Source organism: Alcanivorax sp. (assembly GCF_019431375.1).
In the GTDB taxonomy this organism is placed as follows: domain Bacteria; phylum Pseudomonadota; class Gammaproteobacteria; order Pseudomonadales; family Alcanivoracaceae; genus Alcanivorax; species Alcanivorax jadensis_A.
Genome location: NZ_CP080267.1, coordinates 3,836,247 through 3,862,499, shown reverse-complemented (window position 1 = coordinate 3,862,499; position 26,253 = coordinate 3,836,247). Strand labels below are relative to the sequence as shown.

General features: G+C 59.1%; 19 protein-coding genes and 1 pseudogene. 5 read left to right on the top strand and 15 right to left on the bottom strand.

Annotated features, from left to right (window positions below):
* Positions 1 to 4: 4 nt before the first annotated feature.
* The 3 genes from gloA to KZ772_RS18025 form a co-directional block, all read right to left on the bottom strand.
* Entirely contained in the window at positions 5 to 388 is a 384-nt protein-coding gene (gloA, locus tag KZ772_RS18035) for a lactoylglutathione lyase (RefSeq protein ID WP_290537792.1), read from the bottom strand.
* A gap of 309 nt (positions 389 to 697) precedes the next feature.
* Complete coding sequence (locus KZ772_RS18030; RefSeq protein ID WP_290537791.1) at positions 698 to 2,101, bottom strand: serine/threonine protein kinase; 1,404 nt, start codon at positions 2,099 to 2,101, stop codon at positions 698 to 700.
* 199 nt (positions 2,102 to 2,300) lie between these two features.
* Positions 2,301 to 3,524 carry an argininosuccinate synthase gene (locus KZ772_RS18025; protein ID WP_290537790.1) on the bottom strand — a complete coding sequence of 408 codons (1,224 nt, stop codon included), beginning with the start codon at positions 3,522 to 3,524 and terminating at the stop codon, positions 2,301 to 2,303.
* A gap of 201 nt (positions 3,525 to 3,725) precedes the next feature.
* Here KZ772_RS18025 and rnt point away from each other — a divergent pair.
* Positions 3,726 to 4,395 (top strand): annotated as a pseudogene (gene rnt / locus KZ772_RS18020) (ribonuclease T).
* A 119-nt stretch (positions 4,396 to 4,514) separates the two neighbouring features.
* Here rnt and KZ772_RS18015 read toward each other — a convergent pair.
* From KZ772_RS18015 to KZ772_RS17985, 7 genes are all read right to left on the bottom strand, one after another.
* The gene (locus KZ772_RS18015; RefSeq protein ID WP_035248916.1) at positions 4,515 to 5,117 is read right to left on the bottom strand and encodes a peroxiredoxin; all 603 of its coding nucleotides are present in this window, start codon (positions 5,115 to 5,117) and stop codon (positions 4,515 to 4,517) included.
* A gap of 184 nt (positions 5,118 to 5,301) precedes the next feature.
* Positions 5,302 to 6,033, bottom strand: a complete 732-nt coding sequence (locus KZ772_RS18010; RefSeq protein ID WP_290537789.1) for a PepSY domain-containing protein — start codon at positions 6,031 to 6,033, stop codon at positions 5,302 to 5,304.
* 26 nt (positions 6,034 to 6,059) lie between these two features.
* The gene (locus tag KZ772_RS18005; protein ID WP_290537788.1) at positions 6,060 to 6,473 is read right to left on the bottom strand and encodes an FMN-binding protein; all 414 of its coding nucleotides are present in this window, start codon (positions 6,471 to 6,473) and stop codon (positions 6,060 to 6,062) included.
* Positions 6,474 to 6,587: 114 nt separating this feature from the next.
* Positions 6,588 to 7,736, bottom strand: a complete 1,149-nt coding sequence (locus KZ772_RS18000) for a porin (RefSeq protein WP_290537787.1) — start codon at positions 7,734 to 7,736, stop codon at positions 6,588 to 6,590.
* 189 nt (positions 7,737 to 7,925) lie between these two features.
* Positions 7,926 to 8,261: a Grx4 family monothiol glutaredoxin gene (gene grxD / locus KZ772_RS17995; protein ID WP_290537786.1), complete on the bottom strand. Its 336-nt coding sequence runs from the start codon at positions 8,259 to 8,261 to the stop codon at positions 7,926 to 7,928.
* Positions 8,262 to 8,428: 167 nt separating this feature from the next.
* Positions 8,429 to 10,621, bottom strand: a complete 2,193-nt coding sequence (locus KZ772_RS17990) for a TonB-dependent receptor (protein ID WP_290537785.1) — start codon at positions 10,619 to 10,621, stop codon at positions 8,429 to 8,431.
* A gap of 96 nt (positions 10,622 to 10,717) precedes the next feature.
* Positions 10,718 to 12,268, bottom strand: a complete 1,551-nt coding sequence (locus KZ772_RS17985) for a hydantoinase B/oxoprolinase family protein (RefSeq protein WP_290537784.1) — start codon at positions 12,266 to 12,268, stop codon at positions 10,718 to 10,720.
* Between the two features lie 494 nt (positions 12,269 to 12,762).
* On the opposite strand from KZ772_RS17985, the gene KZ772_RS17980 reads away from it, so the two are divergent.
* From KZ772_RS17980 to KZ772_RS17970, 3 genes are all read left to right on the top strand, one after another.
* Positions 12,763 to 13,944, top strand: a complete 1,182-nt coding sequence (locus KZ772_RS17980; RefSeq protein ID WP_290537783.1) for an aspartate aminotransferase family protein — start codon at positions 12,763 to 12,765, stop codon at positions 13,942 to 13,944.
* Positions 13,941 to 14,849 carry an ornithine carbamoyltransferase gene (gene argF / locus KZ772_RS17975; protein ID WP_290537782.1) on the top strand — a complete coding sequence of 303 codons (909 nt, stop codon included), beginning with the start codon at positions 13,941 to 13,943 and terminating at the stop codon, positions 14,847 to 14,849. The genes KZ772_RS17980 and argF overlap by 4 nt, the downstream gene beginning before the upstream one ends.
* Before the next feature lie 84 nt (positions 14,850 to 14,933).
* Positions 14,934 to 15,989, top strand: a complete 1,056-nt coding sequence (locus KZ772_RS17970) for an ABC transporter ATP-binding protein (RefSeq protein WP_290537781.1) — start codon at positions 14,934 to 14,936, stop codon at positions 15,987 to 15,989.
* 143 nt (positions 15,990 to 16,132) lie between these two features.
* Here the strand turns inward: KZ772_RS17970 and KZ772_RS17965 are convergent, their stop codons facing one another.
* From KZ772_RS17965 to KZ772_RS17945, 5 genes are all read right to left on the bottom strand, one after another.
* Entirely contained in the window at positions 16,133 to 17,236 is a 1,104-nt protein-coding gene (locus KZ772_RS17965; RefSeq protein ID WP_290537780.1) for a GGDEF domain-containing protein, read from the bottom strand.
* Complete coding sequence (locus KZ772_RS17960; RefSeq protein WP_290537779.1) at positions 17,233 to 18,336, bottom strand: GGDEF domain-containing protein; 1,104 nt, start codon at positions 18,334 to 18,336, stop codon at positions 17,233 to 17,235. Before KZ772_RS17960 ends, KZ772_RS17965 begins: the two co-directional genes overlap by 4 nt.
* A gap of 201 nt (positions 18,337 to 18,537) precedes the next feature.
* The gene (gene glpK, locus KZ772_RS17955; RefSeq protein WP_290537778.1) at positions 18,538 to 20,028 is read right to left on the bottom strand and encodes a glycerol kinase GlpK; all 1,491 of its coding nucleotides are present in this window, start codon (positions 20,026 to 20,028) and stop codon (positions 18,538 to 18,540) included.
* A gap of 248 nt (positions 20,029 to 20,276) precedes the next feature.
* Entirely contained in the window at positions 20,277 to 21,896 is a 1,620-nt protein-coding gene (locus tag KZ772_RS17950; protein ID WP_290537777.1) for an ATP-binding protein, read from the bottom strand.
* A 35-nt stretch (positions 21,897 to 21,931) separates the two neighbouring features.
* Positions 21,932 to 22,654, bottom strand: coding sequence for a response regulator (locus KZ772_RS17945; RefSeq protein ID WP_062816885.1), 723 nt, complete (start codon positions 22,652 to 22,654; stop codon positions 21,932 to 21,934).
* Positions 22,655 to 23,299: 645 nt separating this feature from the next.
* Between KZ772_RS17945 and KZ772_RS17940 the strand changes: the two genes are divergently transcribed.
* A complete protein-coding gene (locus KZ772_RS17940) occupies positions 23,300 to 26,185 on the top strand; it encodes a ribonucleoside-diphosphate reductase subunit alpha (RefSeq protein ID WP_290537776.1) in 2,886 nt (961 codons plus the stop codon).
* The last annotated feature ends 68 nt before the right edge of the window (positions 26,186 to 26,253 follow it).

Genomic DNA, 26,253 nt, shown 5'->3' with positions numbered 1-26,253 from the left:
CCCATCAGTCCCTTTCCAGCAGTTCGATCTTGTAACCATCCGGGTCTTCCACAAACGCCAGCACGGTGCTGCCATGCTTCATGGGGCCCGGTTCGCGGGTAATGCGCCCACCCCGCTCGCGAATGCGTTCACAAGCAGCGTACACGTCGTCCACCGCCAGGGCCACATGGCCGTAACCGTCGCCCAGATCGTAACGGCTCTGGTCCCAGTTATACGTCAGCTCCAGCACTGCCCCTTCGGATTCCGGCTGATAGCCCACGAAGACATTGGTAAAGCGGCCTTCCGGGTATTCCTTGCGGCGCAGCTCCTTCATGCCGAGCACCTCGGTATAAAAGGCCACGGATCGATCCAGATCCCCTACGCGCAGCATGGTATGCAGGATTCGCATTGACTGGTTCGCTCCTCATATCAGCAAATTTAGCGGGCACGGGAGCCCCTACTGTTTACAGGGCGAATAGTGGTGGCAGAGGACTGGATTGACAATGAAAAAGTGGAATTTGCGGAGGGGAACACTGTAAAACATCCGGGGAATCGCCGCTCATAGCGGACATGCCGGGGGGGGATCCCGGCATCAGGTTGCAAGCGAGTGACGAGGTACGAGTTTCGAGACGCAAAAACCTGAAACGCCCACTCTTTGAGATTTTGCCTTTCGAAACTCGCTTCTCGCAACTCGCGACTACTGTTATCGCACCGCGACTCAGGGCAGAAACAGGCTGCCCTGCGCGTCGACCCAGGCCTCAGGCACACTGCCTTCGCGGATTCGCTGGGGATGGTCGCCCACGTCCACGCGGGCCACTTCCTGGCCGGTCTGGTAGTTGAACACGGACATCTGGTCGGTGCCGCTCCAGGACACATAGCAGTGGTTGCCATCGGCGCTGGTGGTCACCCAGTAGGGCTTTTCGCCGATACCGGTTTTCAGCTGATGGGAAAAGTCCTCGCGGTCCACCAGAGCCACATAGTCGCTCATGGTGCCAGCCACGCACAGGGTCGAATCGTCGGCACTCAGGGCGATGCCGTGATGGGCGGAGTCATTCACGTAGAACTCCCGGGGCAGCCCGTTGGTCAGGTCCGGCAACTCGGCCAGTCGCAGCACTTTCTCTTCCTGCATGTCGTACTCGATAAAGCCGTGCAGGAAGGACAGCTGGAAGTAGAAATAACGTTCGTCGGCGGTATGGGCCATGGGCCGCACTGCGGTGCTGAGGTTCTCGTAACCCGCCTCTGCCAGATCCGCTTCAAGATCCAGTTGCTTGATGATTTCCAGGCTGTTGGCGTCGACCACCTGGAACACCCGCTCGCCCTTGGTAGCATCCAGCAGGTTCTCACCCAGCAGCCCATCGGTCAGATCACCGACCAGCTCATTGTCCAGCGGCGTGTACACGGTGCCGATGCTGGCATGATAGATACGCTCGCCATCCTCGGAATAGATGTTTTCGTGGGGAGAATCCCCGGACGGGAAGCGGCCCTGCTCCTCGCCGGTTTCCACATCCAGAATATGCACCACATTACCGGTGGAGGCGGATACCGCCACCTGGGTGCCATCCGGTGACAGGGCCATATGGTCGGACCGATAGCCATCCACCTCAAAGCGCCAGGCAATCTCGCCGCTGACCACATCAATGGCGACCACATCCGCGTAACTGGGCCGGGATACGATCAGCAGACGCCCATCCGGGGAGCTGTACATATCATCCACGTACTGGTGGTTGCCCTCGCCGATCAGAACCCGGATGCCCTGGAAAAACAGAAAGTCCAGCGGATTCAGGGCAATGGCTTTTTCCCGTTCCTGCTGATCCGGAATACCGCTGATGCGCCCCAGGCGCTGGTAGCTGGCCGCATCGATCACATCGATCACGCCTTCCCAGTTGTTGCCCACGAAAATCACCGAACGCGGCCCGTCGTCGGTCTCTTCCGGCACTCCCTCATCAACGACCTCATCAGGGGATTCCTCCTGCTGCGGCGCTTCACGCTGGGCCTCGTCGGCACCGGTGGCTGGTGCGGCGGAGCCACTGCCCCCGCCGCCACAGCCACTCAACAGCGACGCGGTCAGCAGAGTCAGAATCCCCAGGTGAACAATGGAAAAGCGGTGTTGCCCGATAGTCATGGCAAAATCCTCAGTCAGCCTGTTGTTGTGAGTATGTTGCTACGCTCAGGCTAATTGAGACTACCGTGCAAATTAAATGCATTTTCCTTGTTGTTATGTAACCGCAAAGACCAGACACCGGGCACAAAAAAACCGCCGCAGCTCTCGGCTACGGCGGTTTTCTGTTCTCGCAGACCGGGACGCAAAGCGTCCGGCTGCCTTAACGCAACTTGCGGCCGTTCTTGGCAGCAATGCGCAGACGCAGGGCGTTCAGCTTGATGAAGCCTTCCGCGTCTTTCTGGTCGTAAGCGCCGGCATCGTCTTCGAACGTGGCGATAGAGGCGTCGAACAGGCTGTCATTGTCGGAACGACGGCCAACCACGGTGGCATTGCCCTTGTACAGCTTCATGCGCACTTCGCCGTTCACGTGTTCCTGGGTGGCATCGATCAGCTTCTGCAGAGCCAGACGCTCCGGGCTCCACCAGTAGCCGTTGTAGAGCAGCTCGGCATACTTGGGCATGACTGAGTCCTTCAGGTGCGCGGACTCGCGATCCAGGGTCAGGGACTCGATGGCACGGTGGGCCGGCATCATGATGGTGCCGCCCGGGGTTTCGTAACAGCCACGGGACTTCATGCCCACGTAGCGGTTCTCGACGATGTCGAGACGGCCGATGCCGTTGTCGCCACCCAGCTTGTTGAGCTTGGCCAGCACTTCGGCAGGGCTCAGACGCTCGCCGTCGATGGCCACGATATCGCCCTTTTCATAGGTCAGGGTGATATAGGTGGGCTGGTCCGGGGCCGCTTCCGGGCTCACGCTCCAGCGCCACATGTCTTCTTCCGCTTCCCACCAGGGATCTTCCAGGTTGCCGCCCTCGTAGGAGATGTGCAGCAGGTTGGCGTCCATGGAGTACGGGGATTTCTTTTTCTTGGTGGAGAAATCCACCGGGATATTGCGCTCTTCGCAGTACGCCATCAGCTTCTCGCGGGAGTTCAGATCCCACTCCCGCCAGGGAGCGATCACCTGAATGCCCGGGGCCAGGGCGTAGGCACCCAGCTCGAAACGCACCTGGTCGTTGCCCTTGCCGGTGGCGCCGTGGGAAATGGCATCAGCACCGGTTTCTTCGGCAATTTCCACCAAACGCTTGGCAATCAGCGGACGGGCAATGGAGGTGCCCAGCAGATACTCACCTTCATAAATGGTATTGGCGCGGAACATGGGGAATACGTAATCGCGCACGAATTCTTCGCGCAGGTCTTCAATGTAGATTTCCTTCACGCCCATGGCTTCTGCCTTGGCGCGGGCCGGCTCCACTTCTTCGCCCTGACCGATATCGGCGGTAAAGGTCACCACCTCACAGTCATAGGTATCCTGCAGCCATTTGACGATAACCGAGGTATCCAGGCCGCCGGAATAGGCCAGTACCACCTTGTTGATCTTGGACATTGAAAGACTCCGCATGTGAGAGGCCCCGGATCAGGCGCCCCCCGGTGAATCGAGGCCGCGTATTGTACCCGCCCTGCCCGGCTGGCGTCATCTCCGATCCGCTTTCTCGCCTGTTGCCCCTGCAGGCTTTCCCGGTAGCATACCCCCTCTCGCGGCTGCCCAGGGCAGTCAGACGGGATTTGTGTGTCTGATGGAGTGATCATGAATGATCAGCACCCCAGCCTGGCGCTGCGGTTTCGGGGCTTTTTGCCTGTAGTTATCGATGTGGAAACCGGGGGCTTCAATGCCCAGACTGACGCGCTGCTGGAAATTGCCGCCGTCCTGATTGATATGGATGCCCAGGGCTACCTGCGCCCGTCCACCCGCATCCAGTTTCATGTGGACCCCTTCCCGGGGGCCAATATCGAACAGGCGGCACTGGATTTCACCGGCATTGACCCGGACAACCCGTTACGGGGTGCGGTGCCCGAGGAAACCGCCCTGAAAGGGGTATTCGAACCGGTGCGCAAGGCCATCAAGCACCACGGCTGCACCCGTGCGGTGCTGGTGGGCCATAACAGCTTCCTTCGATCAGGGATTCTTGAACTCGGCATCGGAACGCGCCGACATCAAGCGCAACCCCTTCCACCCGTTCTCCAGCTTCGACACCGCTGCCCTCGCCGGACTGGTGTATGGCCAGACCGTGCTGGCCAAGGCCTGCGAGGCCGCCGGCATCCGCTTCAATCAGCGCGAGGCACACTCGGCGCTCTACGATGCCACCCGTACTGCGGAACTGTTCTGCTCCATGGTCAACCGTTTCAAGGACCTGGGCGGCTGGCCCCCCCCGCCGCCGAAGGACATGCCGCCAACGCTGGCGAAGCAGCTGGATTAATGCGGTCTGACGTCGGAGGTCAGAGGTCGGACGACAAAAGCGTCTGACGTCAGACATCCGACGTCAGACACACAAAAAAGGGGCGCCATTTCTGGCGCCCCTTTTCTTTGTGCTGTTTATTACAGCTTGTCTGCGTTACCAGACAGGTACTCGGCCACGCCGTCCGGGGTGTCCTTCATACCGGAATCACCTTTCTGCCAGCCCGCCGGGCACACTTCACCGTGCTCTTCGTGGAACTGCAGGGCGTCAACCAGACGAATCAGCTCGTCCATGTTACGGCCCAGGGGCAGATCGTTAACGATCTGGCTGCGAACCACACCGTTCTGGTCGATCAGGAACACACCGCGGAATGCCATGCCGCCTTCGGACTCGACGTCGTAAGACTGGGCAATGCCGTGGTTCATGTCAGCGGCCAGGGTGTATTTTACCGGGCCGATGCCGCCTTCGTTGACCGGAGTGTTACGCCATGCGTTGTGGGTAAAGTGGCTATCGATGGACACACCGATCACTTCCACGTTGCGCTCTTTGAACGCGTCCATGCGGTGATCCAGAGCGATCAGCTCGGAGGGGCAGACAAAGGTGAAGTCCAGCGGGTAGAAGAACACCAGACCATACTTGCCCTTGATGGCTTCGGACAGGGTGAATTCGTCAACGATGCTGCCATCGCCCAGTACTGCGGGAACCGTAAAATCAGGTGCAGGTTTACCTACCAGAACGCCCATTGTTTCTCTCCATTACGACTAGATTGACTATCCGGCCATTGAGGATGCCGGAACCAACATTGAATCTGAGCAGCGATAATACAACGGCTGCCGCCGCGCTGCATGGCACTATCATGGGGATTATGGCCATGCTTTCAATAGGCAGGCCGGCCAATGTCCGCGAATTCACCCTCAGCCGTTCAAATTATCGCCGGCTACGGGCCCAGATCACGGTTCCGGTGACCGCCAGGATACTCAGCATCAGAGCAGCCAAGTCCATCAGGAGCTGCCCGGCGAAACCCAATACGCGCCCCGCATGCAAATCCAGCAGCAGGCGCTGCCAATTCAGGGAAGGAGGAACACTCTGACTACGGATCTGATCCGCCAGAGCCGACGGCAGCGGGACCAGGGTCGATGGTTGCCATTGCGACTGCGGGTCAACCCGCTCACTGATCAGATGATCCACGTCGAAGCGGACTAGCCCGTCAGGGGTTTTCAGAGCCAACTTTCCGTCTATGGTGCCCAGCTCGCTAAAGGCCGGCACCCCAAAGGCAGAGCCAACACGTTCAATAGCCTGTCCCGCCTCATTCAGCAGCAGCAGCTCGTCACCACAGCCCACGATAATCAGGTCTCGGGGGCTTGTCGCTCCGCGGAATGGTGACTGACAGTAAAAGGCATCACGCTCACCGATGAACAGACGTTCATTGGTCTGGGCATACCACTGACCGTTTATCTGTCGACCCTGCAAATTCACCGGTACCGGCGCTCCGTACCAGCGCGCCAACATGGGTGGGAGGGGTGAGTTGGACCAGCCAAAGGCATCAATGTGATTCAGCAACACACCGGTCACAGAAAGAATCAACACCGGCACGGCCACAAGCAGGCCCAGCCAGCGATGCCAGCGGCGCCACTGTCGAGTGGGTTTGCGAAGGCCCATGGAGTCCCCTGAAAAAACAAACGATGTTAGTCAGGCAGTTGCTGATCCAGCCAGAGCGCCAGTTTTGCCGCCCGCTGCAACGCATTTACTGACAGCGTTGCCCCGGTAATATTGTCGATGGATCGATTCAGCCTGCCATTTTCCAGCTGTGCCTGATCGAATTGACGAGTAAAGAAGGGATGTCTTACTTCCCAGCCCCTGGATTCCCGATAGATCAGCACACGCAGTCCTGCGATTTTACCGGCTTCTACGCTAATACCAAGGGTAATGGGGTGATCCCGACCAATTACGTTCAGCACCCAGGCGGATTTACCCTCCTGGCGCCAGTAACGCTGTCGAAAGCCGGGGTCTTCACCGGACAGTTCCAAAGCCTGCTTACGCTGCTCATCATCCAGCCAGAGCATGGCGGGAGACGGCACCGTTTCAAACTGTTCAGCCATGAAATCCGGAACGGACAGATACACATCTTCCGCAGAGGTATAACCAGACAAACACAGCAGCAGGACGAGCCAAGCCCGTCCTGCTGCGCGTTTCAAGCTCAATAAACGCAAGGTTTAGAAGCTCCAGCCGATGCCCAGGTTGATGCTGTCATCAGCCTTGTCATCTTCGCCGCTGTCTTTGTAGTTAACGTTCTGTACATCAGCTTTAACCACGACTTGCGGAACGATCCAGTAGTTCACACCGAAGGTAGTGATCATCTGCTCGGCGCTTTCATTGCCACCTTCCGCTGCCAGGTTGATGTTTTCGTAACGGCTGAATACACCGACATTATCGTTGAAGCGGTAGGACAGCTCGTACAGCTCGGCTTCCTGGCGGTCTTTGTTGGTACCTTCAAAGCCGTTGAAGTCCCAACGAGCTTTCTGAACTGTAGCGGTAACCCCGGCAATGGAGTAACGGGCATGGGCTTCCACCAGGCGACCGCTCACATCATCAGTGCCGATTATGTCCTGATTCACGTCCTGCTGGTACTGAATGGAAGAGGCCAGATCCAGGCCGGGGATGCCCACATAGCGGATACGACCGGTGGCTGCGCCTTTGTTGGCGTCTGCTTCGGCGACTTTCTGGCGACCGCTGCGAATACGGGTACCACCATCAAAATTCAAACCAGAGTGCAGTGCCACATCATAGGTCAGGCCTGCCCCCAGGTCCTGGCTGAACATGGCACCGGCTTCCCACCAGGTAGCGGGAATCACTTCTTTTTCCAGGGTGTTACGCTCAACGCCGTAGAACGTGTCCGGCTCGTGGGTCTCGTTGATGATGCCCACCGGGACCAGGAACTGACCCATTTTCAGTTTGGTATTGGCAGTGGTGTCGACTTCAATGTAGGCCTGTTCCAGCTCCACTTCACCGGGTTTGCCGTCACCGGACAGGCTGTGCTCCAGCTCCACTTCGGAGAAGAAGCGCACCTTGTCGGTGAAATCATAGCCGACGAACAGTACAAAGCGATGGGCATCAATCTGGTCATTTTCCTGTTTGCCACCGAACTCGGGATCCCGGTTGTAGTGGTTGTAATGGATCTCACCGTAACCACCCAGGCTCACCTTGCCGAACGGATTGGAGGCAGCCCCCTGGTCCTTTTTCAGGGTCTCAACTTCCTGGGCCAGGATATCGATCTGCTTCTGCAGATCCTCAACAGACTGAGCTGCGTGGGCAGCAAAAGGAGACGCCGCGATGGCAGCTGCAATGACAGTGCGCTTGAACATATTTCCACCTTCCCAAAATGTAAGCGATGTAAAGAATGGCGGAAATGTAAACGAAAACGAAACAGGATTGAAACTAATTCTTAATTAGCTTTCTGTAACCACACATAAAAAAACCCGGTTCACCCGGGCTTTTTATGCGTGAACAAGATTCGGAAGAAAAAGAAAAAATCTGCCGGAATCTGACTCAAATCAAGACTGGGACTCATCCGCATCAACTGCGGCCCCTTCCACCAGCTCTTTGAGCTGCCCGGAACGGTACATATCCATAATGATGTCACAGCCACCAACCAGCTCACCACCTACCCACAACTGCGGGTAAGTCGGCCAGTTGGCGTATTCCTTCAGGCTCTGACGGATTTCCGGCGCCTCCAGGATATTCACGTAGGCAAACGGCTTGCCAACAGCGGTCATGGCTTCCACTACCTGGGCGGAAAAACCGCACTGGGGGAATTGCGGGGTGCCCTTCATGTAGAGGATCACCGGGTTCTTTTCGATCTGGTCTTTGATGACCTGGATAACATCCATACTGACTACCTGGCGGTTTGGGGTGTATTAGCTGTGGTTGGCCACTATTCTACCACTGATGGCCCTGCCCCTCCCAGATGGGGCCGGAACAATGCGGCTTCAAGGGTATTCCATAGCAAAAAGGGGGCCGAAGCCCCCTTTTCATCATGTTGCCACAGCCGAATGCTTTAGAAGCGCACTTTCATACCCAGGTAGCCGGTACGCGGCTTGTTGGGACGGGCACCAGCGGGATCACGGGAGACGATTTCCTGATCGTCAAACACGTTATCCACCTTGGCATACACTTCCATATCGCTGTTTACGTGGTAAGTGGCCACTACATCCGCAATCACATAATCACTGGTGCGCTTGAACGTAGTTACCTGACCAGGACGATCACAGCTATTGTCGATGCACATACCCTCGGTGTGGCTGACGGACATCAGCGCAGACCAGGCCGCCGGCTTTTCCAGGCCGAAGGTCAGGCTGGCCAGATGCTCAGGCAGGTAAGGCAGTACATCGCCATCCAGCACGGACAGGTCATCCGCATCCTTGGTGATTTCGCCATCGGTGTAGGTATAGGTCAGTCGCACAGGTGCTTGCAAACCGCTGTCACCTCTCCAGACCACGCTGTTCAGGCCCACTTCCAGACCAAGCACTTCGGATTCACCAAAGCTCTGGGTGCCGGAGTCGTTACCATTCGGGCATGGGTTTGCGATGGAGCAGTTCTGGATGGTGTTTTCATAATCGCTGTAGAACGCGATCACATCGGCACTGAAGTTTTCCTGCCAGTAACGGAAACCGGTTTCGTAGTTAACGCTTTTTTCTGCATCGGTGCCTTTCTGGGAAGAGGCGCCTGCCGGCGCAAAGCCCTGATGCACACCGGCCAGGACAGACCAATTGTCATTAAGCAGCCAGGTAGCGCCGAGGCCAGCCATCAGTTCTTCGTTACGGTTTTCGGTGCGGGCACTGACAGTGTTGCGAGCCGGATCACCCCAGCGCTTGCTCTTGCTTTCCACATTCTCGTAACGCAGGGAGCCGGTGACAATAAAATCACCTACATAAGCATGGTCGATGATCCAGGCAGACATTGCATCGGCATTTTCCAGACGGTTATCACCGCCGGTGGGCAAAGTGGACGTCTGATACACCAGGCTGCCATTGGTCTGATCAAAGGTATCAGTGGGCTGGTAGCGATCCACTTCATCCTGGTGGTAACGGGCCCCGATAATCAGATCATTGTCCACAGAACCGGTCTGGAAACGGTGGTTCAGTTCGGTCTGCACGCCCTCAGAAACGTACTCACGATTATTGTTCTTGAACACCAGATCCGTGGCATCAGCGGTACCACGCAGAACAGCCTGTTTGGCACCACCATTCGCGTTGGCATCCGCCACAAAACCGCCAATGCCCTGGCCACCGATACTGGCCAGCTTGTACCAATTACGGTTGAACTCGTTGCGGTACACCACAGAGTTCAACTGGGTGCTCTCGTCAAACACCAAGGTATGACGCAGAGACACCGCATCGCGATCATTATCCATCTGATCAATGTCACTCATGCCGTAACGACGGTTGGCATCACGCTCAAAATCCCGGTCGGTCAAGCCCAGGTAGGTTTCGTCGGACACTTCAGTGGAGTGTTCCAGCTTCAATTCGACCGCCTGCTGGATATCAGCGGTTTCCGGCGCCTGCCAGCGCAGCTTGGCGACATAGTCACGCTTATCAAAACCCGCGTCGCGGTTGGAACGATCGATGTCCTTGAACCCCTGAGTGCGTTGCTGGTGCGCTTCCAGCATGAAGCCGAACTGGCCTTCGGTAGCACCGTAGTAGGCGTGAGCCCGCTGGGCGCCGTCTTCACCGCCTTCCACGTTGACCATGCCGGAAGCACGGGCAGGAATCGGGGTGGACAGGAAGTTAATCGCACCGCCCACGGTAAAGGGGCCATAACGCAGGGTATCCGGGCCTTTCAGCACTTCAACACCGTAGAAACGACCAGCGCTGGGGAAGTAATAGGCAGCCGGGGCAGCATAGGGAGCCGGGGCAATCAGCACCCCGTCTTCCATCAGAGAAACCTTGCTGGAGCGGTCACGACCGGAACCACGGATACCGATATTCGGGCGCAGACCATAACCTTCCTCTTCCTGGAAATAAACGCCGGGCACGTCGCGCAGCATGCGGTGCACATCGGTGTTTTCTTTTTCTTCCAGGTCTTCGTTGGTGAGCACATGGGCAGAGCCACTAACACTAAAGGTATTCTGGCGATCCCCCAGGATCTGCACCGGTTTCAGTTCATTGGCTTGGTCAGCAAAAGCCGGAGCAGCTCCAGTGGCCATAGCAGAGGCGATGGCACAGCAGAGCAAGCGACGCTGTATATGCATGATTTTTTCCTTCCCAACACAATTGCAAAAACTGTAAAGAGCGTATGCGCAGGGAAGATACAGTGAAAAAGAATCAATATCAATTCGTTATCATTATCATTTACTCTTCGTATCACAATAACCACCTCCCCCCGGGGAGGCCACGAGCAAACGATCACCAGCGCGTGCAGTAAAGCTGGTTTTCGGCGGCACCAACCTGCCATTGTGGCGATTTTCCCCCACCGCACCGCTCTCCCCACCAGCCAACCCCCACGGGGCATGGCGACGACGCTCGGTAAGCAGAGTTACCTGGGCATCGCCCAGAAACTCCAGCTCACGGACCAGGCCATCGCCGCCCACAAACTGGCCGGCGCCACCGCTGCCCCGGCGCACCTGGTAACGGTGTACCCGCAGTGGATAGTGGGATTCCAGGCTTTCGATGGGGGTATTGAGGGTATTGGTCATATGGCTGTGTACCGCCGACAGCCCGGGGCCGCGAGCGTGGGCACCAGTGCCGCCAGCCATGGTTTCGTAATAATCCCAGCCATCGTCACCCGCTGCGCCCATGGCCACATTATTCATCGTCCCCTGGCTGGCTGCGGGGATCGCCTGCGGCGCCGCCTGGGCCAGCGCCCCCAGCACCACATCCACCACCCGCGAGCTGGTTTCCACATTGCCGGCAGCCACCGCCGCCGGGCGACGGGCATTGAGGAGGGATCCGGGAGGAGCAGACAGGCTGATGGGACGAAACAGCCCATCACAGGCAGGCACGTCATCATCCATCAGGCAACGAAAACAGTAATAGGCGGCCGCAGCCGCCACGGACAGGGGGCAATTGATATTACCCGCTACCTGGTCGGCAGTACCGGCGAAATCCAGCGAGGCCTGCTCTCCCGCAATGGTCAGGGTAACGGCAATGAGGATGTCCTGCTGCCCCTGGCCGTCGTCATCCATGTAATCCTGGAAGCGGTAGCAGCCGTCCGGCAGAGCGGCAATGCGGGCCCGGGCGCGCTTTTCGCCATAGGCATTGAGGGCATCGAAGGCGGCGACCAGATCCGCTTGCTGGTCCGCCAGCTCCGCCAGACGCCGGGCACCAGCCTCACAGGCACTGGCCTGGGCGACAAAATCGGCGAAGCGCCGGCTCTCCACTGGCAGCGCCCCGCTCTCATCCAGCCCGGCCAGCTGTCGGCACAAGGGCACCTGCCACTGCCCTGCCCGTTTCAGCCAACTGGGGGCAATGACGATCCCTTCCTGGTCCAGACGGGTGGACACCGGCATGGAGCCCGGGCTGTGGGCGCCAATATTGGCGTGGTGGGCCCGGGTCACGGCAAAGCCGATCAGGCTCGACGCCTGGAACACCGGCGCGACCACGGTCACATCCGGTAGATGCGTACCGCCCAGATACGGATCATTGACCACCAGCAGGTCACCGGGCTTCCAGTCCCTGCCGCTGACCAGATCTGCCATGGCATAGGCCATGGACCCCAGATGCACAGGGATATGAGCCGCCTGGGCACAGAGCCTGCCCTGCGCATCGAAAATGGCACAGGAGAAATCCAGGCGATCCTTGATATTGGGAGACAGGGCGCTGAGCCGCAGCACCGCCCCCATCTCATCACAGACCCCTGACAGACGATTAGCAAAAATACTGAGCTGGACAGGATTCATAAAGGCAATTAACAGTTAATAGTGAATAGTGAAGGAGCCCCTGAATAACTCCTTGCATGCTCAGGCTTTCAGGCTGGCTCACAATCTAGGCGCACTTTTGAAGGCATGCTGGTTGCCTGTCGAGAAAGTGCAACAACGAGTGTGGGCCAGCCTGGAAGCCCCGGAGGGCGAGGCCTGAAGGGCACATCTGCTGCGCTTTGTCGCTAGGAAAGGGAACCACCCTGTCCGTCGCGACAAAACACAACAGCTGCACCCTTCAGGCCACGCTGAGTACGCAAGGAGTTATTCAGGGGCTCCTTGATAGCTAAAAACGGGGCAACAGCCTACCGCTGTTCACTATTCACTGTTAACTATTCACTGAATTGTGCGCTATTATCGACGGTTCCGGCAGCCTTCGGCTGCCGTTTTTTATTTGGGACGCGTACAGACGGTGCTGTGATCAACGGTCCGGTGCCCGTTATCAATTCTCCATTATCAATTATCAATTGCCTGTTATGTCGCAATATCTGATTCCCACCTATGCACGGCAGCCGCTGGCGTTTGTGCGCGGTGAAGGGGTATGGCTCTTTGATGAAGCCGGCCACAAATATATGGATGCCATCTCCGGTATCGGGGTCTGCAACCTGGGTCATTGCCACCCGGCGGTGACCCGCACCCTGGCGGATCAGGCCGGGCAGCTGATGCATACCTCCAATCTTTACCGCATCCCGGCTCAGGAGGCTCTGGCCCAGCGTCTGTGCGAGTTGAGCGGCATGCAGAGCGTGTTCTTCTCGAATTCCGGCGCTGAAGCCAATGAAGCGGCCATCAAGATTGCCCGCCTGTTCGGCCAGCGCAAGGGCGTCAGCCGCCCAACCGTAGTGGTGATGGAAGGCAGCTTCCATGGTCGTACCATGGCCACCCTGTCCGCCACGGCAAACGCCAAGGTGCAGGAAGGCTTTGCCCCGTTACTCGACGGCTTTGTGCGGGTACCCTTTAACGATCTGGATGCCGTACGCGCCCTGGCCGACAACCCGGATGTGGTCGCCGTGCTGGTGGAACCGATACAGGGCGAAGGCGGGATCAATATCCCCGCCAGCGATTACCTGCCCGGCCTTCGGACCCTGTGTGATGAACAGAACTGGCTGCTGATGCTGGACGAGATCCAGTCCGGCAATGGCCGGACCGGCGATTACTTCGCCTGTCTGGGTGACCAGGTCACCCCGGACGTACTGACCACCGCCAAGGGCCTGGGTAACGGCTTCCCCATCGGCGCCTGCCTGGTGGCCGGCAAGGCCGATGGCGTGTTCGGCCCGGGCAACCACGGCAGCACCTATGGCGGCAACCCGCTGGGCTGCGCCACTGCCCTGACCGTGGTCAACACCCTCACCGATGACGTGGTGGATGGAGTGGCCGACAAGGGCGCCTGGCTGAAAGACGCCTTCGCCCGAGCCTTGACCGACCTGCCCATGGTCACCGAAATCCGTCAGCGCGGCCTGATGCTGGGCATCCAGCTGGATCGCCCCTGCGCCGAACTGGTCAACCGGGCCCGGGATGCGGGCCTGCTGATCAATGTCACCGCTGGCTCCGTGGTCCGTCTACTGCCACCACTGGTCATCAGCCAGACAGAAATGCAGCACCTGGTAGATACCCTCTCCCAGGTCATCCATGACTTCGCCAACGAACAGGAGGTCGCATGACCCGCCACTTCCTGACGCTCACCGATCTGAGCCGGGACGAGCTGGGCTACCTGATCCAGCGCGCTATTGAACTGAAAACCATGCTGCGTAATGGCCAGAGCCACACGCCTCTGCAGGGCAAGACCCTGGGCATGATCTTCGAGAAATCCTCCACCCGCACCCGGGTGTCCTTTGAAGTGGCGATGACCCACTTCGGCGGCTCCAGCATCTTCCTGTCGCCACGGGACACCCAGCTCGGTCGTGGTGAGCCCATCGAGGACTCCGCCCGCGTGCTGTCACGTATGGTAGACGCGGTAATGATCCGCACCTTCGATCACGCCACCGTGGAAACTTTTGCCGAGCATTCGGCGGTGCCGGTGATCAATGCACTCACCGACGATTTCCACCCCTGCCAACTGCTGGCCGACATGCAGACCTTTGTGGAGCATCGCGGCAGTATTCAGGGCAAGAAAGTGGTCTGGGTTGGCGATGGCAACAACATGTGTGCCAGCTATATCAACGCCGCCAATCAGTTTGACTTCGAGCTGGTGATCAGCAGCCCCTCTGGCTTCGAGCCGGATGGCGAATTGCTCAGCCGTTACCCGGAACGGGTGCGCCTGGAAGCGGACGTGAGCGAAGCGGTGAAGGATGCGCACCTGGTGGTCACCGACGTGTGGGCCTCCATGGGCCAGGAAGACGAACAGCAGGACCGGCTCAATGCCTTTGAAGGTTATCAGGTCACCCCGGAACTGATGGACCGTGCCGACCCGGATGCCCTTTTCATGCACTGTCTGCCCGCCCACCGTGGCGAGGAAGTCAGCCATGAGATGATGGACGACCCCCGCTCAGTGGTGTGGGATGAAGCGGAAAACCGCCTGCATGCCCAGAAAGCGTTGCTGGAGTTTCTGCTGACCGGGCAACATTGAGTTTCACGTTGAAAGTTGCAAGGCGCGGAACAGAGAGGAGCCAGACCTGCACCGCCGCCACCGCATCCAACCGCCGGGGAGCCGATGAAAGAATCATTACTCCAACTTGAAAACCTGACCTGCGGCTACCACCAGCAGGCCGTGGTAAAGGATCTGAGCCTGGAGCTGGCAGCCGGTGAAATTGCCTGCCTGCTGGGCCCTAGCGGCTGCGGCAAAACCACCACCCTGCGCGCCATTGCCGGGCTGGAACCCATCACCGGCGGCAGCATCCATATCCAGGGCCGTCAGGTCTCCAGCCGCAGCCGCCAGCTGCCCCCGGAAAAACGCGGCCTGGGCATGGTATTCCAGGAGCATGCCCTTTTTCCCCATCTGACCGTGGCCGACAACGTGGCCTTCGGATTACGCAAACAACCCCGCGAGCAACAACGTCTGCGCGTCAGCGAATGCCTGGACCGGGTCCGCCTGGCCGGCATGGAAGACCGCTATCCCCATGAGCTGTCCGGGGGCCAGCAACAGCGGGTCGCACTGGCGCGGGCACTGGCACCCCGCCCCGCCTTGCTCTTGCTGGATGAACCTTTTGCCAGTCTGGACCTGGACTTGCGCCGTGCCCTGGCCCGGGAGCTGGGCGATATTCTCCGCCAGGAAAGCGTCACTGCCCTGCTGGTTACCCACGATCAGGAAGAAGCCTTTGCGCTTGCGGATCGGGTGGGCGTGATGCACCAGGGCCAGCTGGAACAATGGGACACGCCGTACAACATCTACCACGCCCCCGCCAACCGCTTCGTGGCTGAGTTCGCCGGGTATGGCTCCTTTCTACGTGGGGAAGTGATGGATGAAAACACGGTCAGAACCAGCCTTGGCGAACTCACCGGGCGCAGCAATACGGCCCTGACCCCCGGCAGCAACGTCGATGTCCTGTTACGGCCAGAGGATGTGATCGCCGACGAGCGCGCGCATCTGGCCCTGCCCGTCACCCGCCGCCAGTTCACCGGCGCAACTATCCTCTACCACCTGCGCGTCGGCGCCGCCGAAACCCTGCTCTGTCAGACCGACAGCCACACCAATGTGGTGGAAGGCGATGCGCTGCATGTGCGTTTGGGGACCAAGCATTTGGTGGCGTTCACGGTCAGTGAACAGTGAACAGCGCGCGAGAAAGACGACCGCGATATTAAAACGCATGAGGCCGCGCCCGGGTTTTGGGCGCGGCCTCATGCGTTTCAACACAAAACAAAAGCCAGGCGCGAAAACTATTAACTATTCACTATTAACTATTCACTGCCTTCTCACGCCACCCTGCTCTGATTCCGGCCCCCGGACTTGGCCTTGTACAATCCCTGGTCTGCCCGATTGATCAGCTCGTCGATGGTTTCGTCTTCCTGGCAGGCGGCAACGCCCACGGACAGGCTGACAGAGTTGGGACCACCTTCTTGCATAAAGCTTTCCTCACGCCAGCGCTCGCGCAAACGCTCCGCCACACGCAGGGCGCCGCTCTCGTCACTCTGCGGCAGAATCAGCAGGAATTCCTCGCCCCCGAGACGGCCAAAATAGTCCCCATCCCGCATGCCCGCCAGAGCCAGCGCGGAGAAACGACGTAACACCCGGTCTCCCCAGTCGTGACCATGGCGGTCGTTGATCTGCTTGAAATGGTCCAGATCCACATAACAGATGGCGAAGGGTAATCCTTTGCGGGCGAACAACGCTCGCTGACGCTCCAGAATCTCCAGCAGATGGCGACGATTGAACAGGCCGGTAAGGTCATCACGGATGGCCATTTCACGGACCTGTTCCACCGCCCGGGCCAGTTGATGATTCTTGTCGGCCAGCGCATCACGCAGACGGTTGATTCCGCCCCCGGTAATCGCAAAGCTTACCGAGATCATGGAAAACACCAGCCACTGCAATGCCTCCACAGACAGGCTCAGTTGCACCCAGCGGTCGTTCATGGCCAGCCACAGCATCACCGCATAGGCAGCACTGGCCAGCACCGCCACCCCGATCATTACCTTGCCGGAAAGCCGGAAAGAGGCCAGCAGCAGGCCGGCGAAGAACAGGGTAACCACGCTGAGACGGAACTCGTCCACGTAGTAACCGGACACCATGAACACCACCATGAAATGCAGCACCATGGGCAAGGACAGGCTCGGCTCGCCAAGGCGCAGGGTCCAGCCGGTAGCAAGCAGCAACTGATAAGCAAACAGAGAGGCCCAGACCACGAACAGCATCATCAGACCCTGTTCCAGCTCTACATCGAAATAGCCGAACTGGAAATACACCACGCACAGCAGCGTATGCATAGCCATGATGGCGATGGCCGATCGGCTATGGCGCTTGAGCAGACGCTTCTCGCTGAGTGTCAGCTTTTCCGCCTGCCGCAGATCCTGATTCATGCCCCCTGCTCCACCACCAGTTTATCGCGCCCGGATTCCTTGGCCTGATAGAGCGCCCGATCCGCACGCAGGATCACCTGATCCGGCGTTTCCTCGCTATGGTACATGGCCAGTCCCGCCGACACCGTGACACTGAGCCCCGGTGCCTCCTTGAAACGCTGGCTGCGCATACCCAGCAAGATGCCCTCAGCCAGATTACTGGCCTCTTCCGGATCACTGACCGGCAGCACCAGCATGAATTCTTCGCCCCCCAGCCGGGCGGCAAAATCCTGGCCGCTCAGGTGACGGCGGGACACCTCGGCAAAGCGCTCCAGCACCAGGTCCCCGACCCGGTGACCATATTGATCATTAATGCGTTTGAAATGGTCCAGGTCCAGATACACCACACCCAGCTGGTAGGCACCCCGGGCCGCCTGTCCACAGGCCTTGGCCAGCAACTCCATGGCGTGGCGACGGCGATAGAAGCCGGTCATCTCGTCTTTCACTGCCATGTCGTGGATGCGTTCGACAATGTCTGCCAATTGCAGATTACGCCGACTCAACTGGGAACGAATAGTGGAGATTTCCGAGGCCAGCAGAATCACCGCCAGCACCATTACCGAAAACAGCCCCCATTGAATCCATTCACCGCGCAGATCCACCACCTCCGGCCAGTACCCTGAGACCACCCCGAGAATGACGGCGTAACCGAGTACACAATAACCGGCCAGCCAGGCAAATTGCCGGAATGACGCCTGCAACACCCCCATCTGGACAATGGCAAAGAAAATCATCATTACACACAGACGCACCTGATCCACCACCAGGGCCGTCAGCAGGATACCCGTGGTGGACCAGACCATTAGCGGCATGATCATGGAGGGTTCGGAAAGTCGGCGGTTTAACCCCAGCAGCATGAACAGGACAAAGCCCAGATGCCCCACCCAGATCGCACCAAACAGGGCATAGAACAAGGAGGAACCGCCGCGGAAGAAATCCAGCTGCAGGGCGATCCAGCAAAGCAGAGTATGAGCACTCCCCCCGGCCAGAATGGCAAACAGCACCCGGCGTAGTCGCTGCGACTGCAAGGCTGCCGGGTTAAGCGTTAACGATTGATCCATGCCGGATTCCCGATCCGGTGCAGCCATCCCCACTAGCAGCCGCACCCACTGGTAGCAATTTAGTATTATTGTTGACTAGACTCTAACCATAAATGTCTACCGCGTCACAGTTTTCATCCCTGAAACCCGACCGTCCATCGCCATGCCAATGAAAAAAGTAGCACAAAAGTCCTAGGTTTTTCGGGCACTTAGCCCAGCATCTCACTCACCAGCCGGGCTCTGGCAGACACGGGCCACCGCCTCCCGCCATCCCTGATAACGGCGTTGGCGCTCCCCTTCTTCCAGTAACGGCGAAAATTCCCGCTCGCAGCGCCACTGCTCGGCCACCGCATCCAGGGAATCGTACAGACCCACCCCCAGCCCCGCCAGATAGGCGGCACCCAGGGCGGTGGTCTCGGTGACCATGGGTCGGTCCACGCACACACCCAGCACATCCGCCAAGGTCTGGCTGAGCCAGTTATTGACCACCATGCCGCCATCCACTCGCAAGGTGGTAGGCCGGGTACCGCAGTCCGCCGCCATGGCATCCAGCAGATCCCGGGACTGGTAGCACACCGCTTCCAGTCCCGCCGTCACCACCTCGGCAATGCCGGTGTCGCGGGTCAGCCCGAGTAGAGCGCCACGGGCATGGGGATCCCACCAGGGGGCACCCAGGCCAGTGAAAGCCGGCACCAGATAAACGCCACCGGCGGAGCCGGCACGACGTGCCAGCGCTTCGGTTTCGCTGGCATCGCGGATCAGATTCAGCCCGTCGCGCAGCCACTGGATGGCCGCACCGGCCACAAAGATGGAGCCCTCCAGGGCATAGGTGGTTTTGCCATTGAGCCGGTAGCCCACGGTGGTGAGCAGACGGTTATGGGATTCCACCGCCTCGCCGGTGTTCATCACCATGAAACAGCCTGTGCCATAGGTGCTCTTCACCATGCCCGGTTGAAAACAGGCCTGTCCCACCAACGCCGCCTGCTGATCGCCGGCGATACCGGCCACCGGCACCGCAGCACCCAGCGACTCCGGGCAGGTAGAGCCAAATTCCCCGGCGCTGTCGCGAACCTCCGGCAACACCGCAGCGGGAATATCGAACAATTCCAGCAGCGCCGGATCCCAGGCCTGTTCGTGGATATTGAACAGCAGGGTGCGCGAGGCATTGGTGGCATCGGTGGCGTGCACCTTGCCGCGGGTCAGCTGCCAGAGCAGCCAGCAATCAATGGTGCCGAATGCCAGTTCACCGGCCTCGGCCCGCTGCCGGGCACCGGGCACATTGTCCAGCAACCAGGCCAGCTTGGTGGCGGAAAAATACGGATCCAGCAACAGGCCGGTCTTACTGCGCACCATGTCCTCGTGGCCGCCATCACGCAGGCTCTGGCAGAGCCCGGCAGTTCGTCGGTCCTGCCAGACGATGGCTTTGGCCAATGGGTCACCGGTCTTGCGATCCCACAACACCGTGGTTTCCCGCTGGTTGGTGATGCCGATGGCCGCCAGCTGCCGGGCTTCCAAATGGGCATTGCGCAGGGCCTGCTGACACAGGGCCAGGGTATCGTTCCAGATCTCCATGGCATCGTGCTCCACCCAGCCGTCCTGGGGGAAATGCTGGCGGAATTCTTTCTGCGCCTGCCCACAGGCACGGCCACTGGCGTCAAACACAATGGCGCGGGAGCTGGTGGTGCCCTGGTCGATGGAGAGGATGTAAGACATGGCTCGGCTAACCCTGTTATCAGTATTGGTGGCTGGCTCAGACAGACGCCCCGGGGATGCGTCGGGAAACGTATTTTACATGAAGGCCCGATGACAGATTGAACGATATCGGACAACCGAATAGACCTTATCGGCTATATATCGCCAGACGCCGGATGCCTGGCGCTTGACGCATAGCTCGTGGACTGCTGCCCGGATAGATTAAGGTTTTAATGTCGTCCGGCATCAGGCGTCTGGCGCCCGGCGTACTATCCATTCACCCGCCCCAGCACATGCTGGCCTTGCTGGCTGCGCGGCAGGATGACGGTGAATCGGGCGCCGCCCATGGGGCTTTCGTCCACGCGAATATCACCACCATGCCAGTCCACGATCCGCTTGACGATGGACAGACCCAAACCATAGCCCCCGCTGGCGCGGTGGCGGCTCTTGTCCAGCCGGGCAAAGGGTTTGAACACCCGCTCGCGCTCGTGCTCGGGAATCCCCGGGCCATTGTCATCCACATGGATAACCACCTGGTCTTCATCCCCATCAACCACCATGACGATCTGTGAACCCGCATAGCGCAGGGCATTGGTGACCAGGTTCTGCAGCACCCGGTGCAGGTAGCGTTCTTCCGCTTCCACTTCCAGGGTGGGCTGATCACACTCCACGGTAATAACGGTATCGCCGCAAATGGTTTCCAGCTCGTCGCGCAGCTGCTCGCAGAGCTCCCCCAGCAGTACCGGCTTGAATTCGATATTGGGGGTCCCCTGCTCCAGGCGGGCATAGGTGAGAATTTCGTCGATCAACTGGTCCAGCTGCTCGATGTCATGATCCAGGGCGTTGAGTTTTTCCCGGCGCAATTCCGCCGACTCGATATCCGCCAGCATCTCCAGCCCGAAACGCAGCCGCGCCACCGGAGTACGCAGTTCATGGCTAACCGCCCGGGTCATTTCCCGCTGGGACTCGATCAGGCGGCGGATGTGGGCGGTCATGCCGTTAAAGGTGGCGGCCACCTGGCCGATGGCATCATTACCCTCGATATTGGCATAGGCCCCCAGGTCACCACTGCCCAGCTGGCTCACCGCCTGGTCAAGCTGCTTGAGGCGCCGTTGCAGCGGGCTTACCTGCAGGTAGGTGGCGAGTGCTACGGCCAGCAGGCTGAGGGCACCGGCCACCAGCAGCAATTCCATGGGAAACTGGTCAAACAGACTAAGGGGACCGATCACCAGCAGTTTGCCGGTCTGCGCCACCGGGGCATAAATGCGGATGCTGGAGTCGCTACGGGTACTGTCATCCAGACCGATAACCACTTCGCGACGGTTGAGGCGTTGTTCCTGCTCCGGGTCCAGGGGCACATCATCCCGGGACACCAGGCTGAGGGGGAAACCGAAATGCTGCTGTAGCCGAGCCAGGGCCTGGCCCCATTCGTCTTCGGGAAAGTGGGAAAGATGGTTGAGCACCAGCACGGCGGTGGCCCGGGCTTGCTGCTCGGACACCTTGGTCATGCGGGTGGTGATGTACTCGGACTCACCGGGCAACTGAAAAAGGATATCGGCGTAGCCCTTTTCATCATTGAGGCGCATGACCACCAGGCCGTCTTCCAGGTGCAGCTTTTCCCGGTAGCCAAGCTCCAGCTCCCCGGCAGACTGCAACTGGATGTCCGCACTGAACAGCTTGCTGAGTACCTGGCTCCAGCGGTCACGCTCACCGGGTTCATAGCGCTGGTAACCTTCCGCCATCAGGTAGAAGGTACCCCGCGCCATTTCCTCCCGGTAGATATCCGAGCGGTAGCTGTTAACCAGCTGTACGGCGGCGTAGGTGATGGCGCCGATAAAGCACAGCGCCAGCAGCAAACCCCCGTAAAGCCTCAGGAAGATACTATTCAAGCGTCACCCAGCGTCACGCCACGGCACAGAAACGCTCAGGCCGCGCCGATTTCCTTGACGAACAGATAGCCCTTGGAGCGCACGGTCTTGATGCGCTTGGGGTTTTCCGGATCGTCCCCTACCTTGGGGCGAATACGGGAAATGCGCACATCAATGGAGCGATCCTGGCCGTCATACTGAATGCCACGCAGCTTCTCGAAGATGGTTTCCCGGGACAGCACCGTGCCCGCATTGGACGCCAGCAACCAGAGCAGGTCGTATTCAGCACTGGTCAGATCCACCGATTCCCCGGCCAGGGTCACTTCCCGGGCAGAGTTGTCGATTACCAGGGCGCCGAATTCCAGCCGCGCCGGTGAGCTGTCCCGTTCGCTGTCGGTTTCCACCCGGCGCAGCAGGGCGCGGATACGTGCCAGCAAGACCCTGGGTTTCACCGGTTTGGCCACATAATCATCGGCCCCCATCTCCAGGCCCAGTACCTGATCCATATCATCGGTGCGGGCGGTGAGCATGAGAATGGGATTCTTGTAGGCGCTGCGAACCTCACGGCAGACGGTCAGACCGTCGGCTCCGGGCAACATCAGATCCAGTACCACCAGATCCGGTTGCTCGGCACGAATGCGACGAATGGCTTCTTCGCCATCACTGACCACCGTCACATTGAGACCATTGGTTTGCAGATATTCACAGGTAAGATCGGCAAGTCTTTCGTCGTCTTCCACGATCATGATTGCTGGCGGGTTATCCTGCACCGTTGTCATCCCGTCCTTATCCTTTTTCACTTCGTATCATTATTGTCGTCGTACACAGTGCACAAGGCGGCAAACTGTAACAAACGTATCCCTATCAGGTGTTTATACGCATAGACACTGTCCACGGCAACCTCGCTGATACCAAAGGCACACTGAAGCCGCTTCACGGTGCATTTTTTACAGTTGACAAACACAATATCTAGTACTGCCCCGCCCCGGAAAAGCGCAACCAAAATGCACTCACAATGGTCCACAACTTATCCACAAAATTTCCCCAGGCGAAGTGCTTGCAAATCCACTGACGCAACTATAACTTGTACTGAAGTCGGGCAGCGACCCCAACATATTGGGTTTTTGTAAAATCGCTGCCACCCCAGGATAACACCATCCAGCGTATCGAAAAATACAGCCACATCAGCCATTTAGGGCTTTTCGGGCTACCAGGGGCAAGAACAACGTCATGGACAAGACACAAGATATAGTGGTCCGCATCCAAATCAGACCACCAGGCACCATCCAACACAGATTTTACTGCGCCATGGCCTGACGGCTGTGGCGTTTTGCGTGGTGTGCCATACGCGGCATCAGACCACGCCGGCACCACCACACAAACCCGACAACAGACAGAACAGCACAAACAACGGAGAGCGCACCATGCAGACGGATATGAGCCAAAACCCCAACCACACCGGCTCCCCCGCAGGCGACGACAGTGGCCAGGACCAGTCCATTGCCAGCACCGCCCCGGGCCAGCTTCGCGTTATCAAGCGCAACGGCAAAGTGGTCGGCTACGATGACGACAAGATCACCGTGGCCATCAGCAAGGCGTTTCTGGCGGTAGAGGGCGGCACCGCTGCCGCCTCTTCCCGTATCCATGAAACCGTGGCGCGCCTCACCGAGCAGGTCAGCGCCACCTTCAAGCGTCGCATGCCCTCCGGTGGCACCATCCATATCGAAGAGATTCAGGATCAGGTAGAGCTGGCGCTGATGCGTAATGGCGAGCAGAAAGTGGCCCGTGACTACGTGCTGTACCGTGAACGCCAGGCCGCCAAGCGTGCCGAACAGAACCACGACCTGCCCGAGCCTACCCACCAGGTGGACATGACCGTCACCATGGAAGACGGCAGCACGGCGCCGCTGGACATGGCGCGCCTGGAACACCTGATCCGCTCTGCCTGCTCCGGCCTGGAAGATGTGAGCGCCGACAGGATCATCACCGAAACCGTGAAGAACCTGTACGACGGCGTCTCCATCCATGACGTGAACACCTCCATGGTGATCACCGCCCGCACCATGATCGAAGTGGAGCCCAACTACTCCCAGGTCACCGCCCGTCTGCTGATGGACAAGATCCGCGCCGAAGCCCTGCAGTACCTGGGCGTGGCCGAGCGTGCCAGCCACGAAGAAATGAACGCACTGTACAGCGACGCCCTGAAAGCCTACATCGGCAAGGGTATCGAGCTGGAACTGCTGTCACCGCAACTGGCCGAGTACGATCTGGACAAGCTGGGCGCCGCCATCAATGGCGATCGCGACCTGCAGTTCTCCTACCTGGGCCTGCAGACCCTGTACGACCGCTACTTCATCCATCACAACGACACCCGCATCGAGCTGCCGCAGTGCTTCTTCATGCGTGTGGCCATGGGCCTGGCCGCGGAAGAAGACAACCGCGAAGCCCGTGCCATCGAGTTCTACAACCTGCTGTCCAGCTTCGACTACATGAGCTCCACGCCGACCCTGTTCAACGCCGGCACCCTGCGCCCGCAGCTGTCCAGCTGCTACCTGACTACCGTGCCCGATGACCTGCACGGCATTTACGGTGCCATTCAGGACAACGCCATGCTGTCCAAGTTTGCCGGCGGCCTGGGTAACGACTGGACCCCAGTACGTGCCCTGGGCGCCTACATCAAGGGCACCAACGGCCGCTCCCAGGGTGTGGTGCCGTTCCTGAAAGTGGTCAACGATACCGCCGTGGCAGTGAACCAGGGCGGCAAGCGCAAGGGCGCTGTCTGTGCCTACCTGGAAACCTGGCACCTGGACATCGAGGAATTCCTGGAGCTGCGCAAGAACACCGGTGACGACCGTCGTCGTACCCACGACATGAACAGCGCCAACTGGATTCCCGACCTGTTCATGAAGCGTGTCATCAACGAGGAAGACTGGACCCTGTTCAGCCCCAACGACGCCCCGGACCTGCACGACCTGTACGGCGAAGCCTTCGAGAAGGCCTACCTGGCCTATGAAGAGAAAACCCGTAACGGGGAAATGAAGCTGTTCAAGCGTGTTCCCGCCATCAACCTGTGGCGCAAGATGCTGTCCATGTTGTTCGAAACAGGCCACCCCTGGTTCACCTTCAAGGATCCGTGCAACCTGCGCAGCCCGCAGCAGCACGTGGGTGTGGTGCACTCCTCCAACCTGTGCACCGAGATCACCCTGAACACCAACAAGGAAGAAATCGCCGTGTGTAACCTGGGTTCCGTGAACCTGGCCCAGCACGTGGACGAAAACGGTCTCGACACCGACAAGCTGCAGCGCACCATCAACACCGCCGTGCGCATGCTCGATAACGTGATCGACATCAACTACTACAGCGTGCCCCAGGCCGAGCGTTCCAACATGAAGCACCGGCCCGTGGGTCTGGGCATCATGGGCTTCCAGGATGCACTGTATAAGCAAGGCATCAGCTATGCCTCCGAAGGCGCGGTGCAGTTTGCCGACAATTCCATGGAAGCGGTGAGCTACTACGCCATCCAGGCCTCCGCCAAGCTGGCCGAAGAGCGCGGCGCCTACCAGACCTTCGAAGGGTCCCTGTGGAGCCAGGGCGTACTGCCCATCGACTCCATCGACATCCTGGTGAAGCAGCGTGGCGAAGAGTACTGCAAGGTGGATCGCAGCCAGACCCTGGACTGGGACAGCGTGCGCGCCATGGCCAAGAAAGGCATGCGTAACTCCAACGTGATGGCGATTGCACCCACCGCCACCATCGCCAACATCACCGGGGTTTCACAGTCCATTGAGCCGACTTACCAGAACCTGTACGTGAAATCGAACCTGTCCGGCGAATTCACCGTGGTGAACCCCTACCTGGTACACGCCCTGAAAGAGCGCGGCCTGTGGGACAACGTGATGGTCAACGACCTGAAGTACTACGACGGTTCCGTGCAGCCCATCGAGCGCATGCCGGCGGATCTGAAAGAACAGTTCCGTACTGCCTTCGAAGTGGAGCCGCGCTGGTTGGTGGAAGCCGCCAGCCGTCGTCAGAAGTGGATCGACCAGGCCCAGTCCCTGAACCTGTACATTGCCGAAGCCAACGGCAAGAAACTGGACGTGACCTACAAGATGGCCTGGCTGCTGGGTTTGAAAACCACCTACTACCTGCGCGCCATCGGTGCCACCCAGACGGAAAAATCCACCATCAATGACGGCAAGCTCAACCGGGTGTCTTCCAAGGTGGAAGAGCCGGCAGCCGAATTCGGCCAGGCCGCCGACGTACCGCAAGCCTGCTCCCTGGATGATCCGGATTGCGAGGCTTGCCAGTAAACGCCGGACGCATGACGCCAGAGGCTCGACGCTTGCCTTTCTTTAAAGCGTCCAGCGTCAGGCATCCG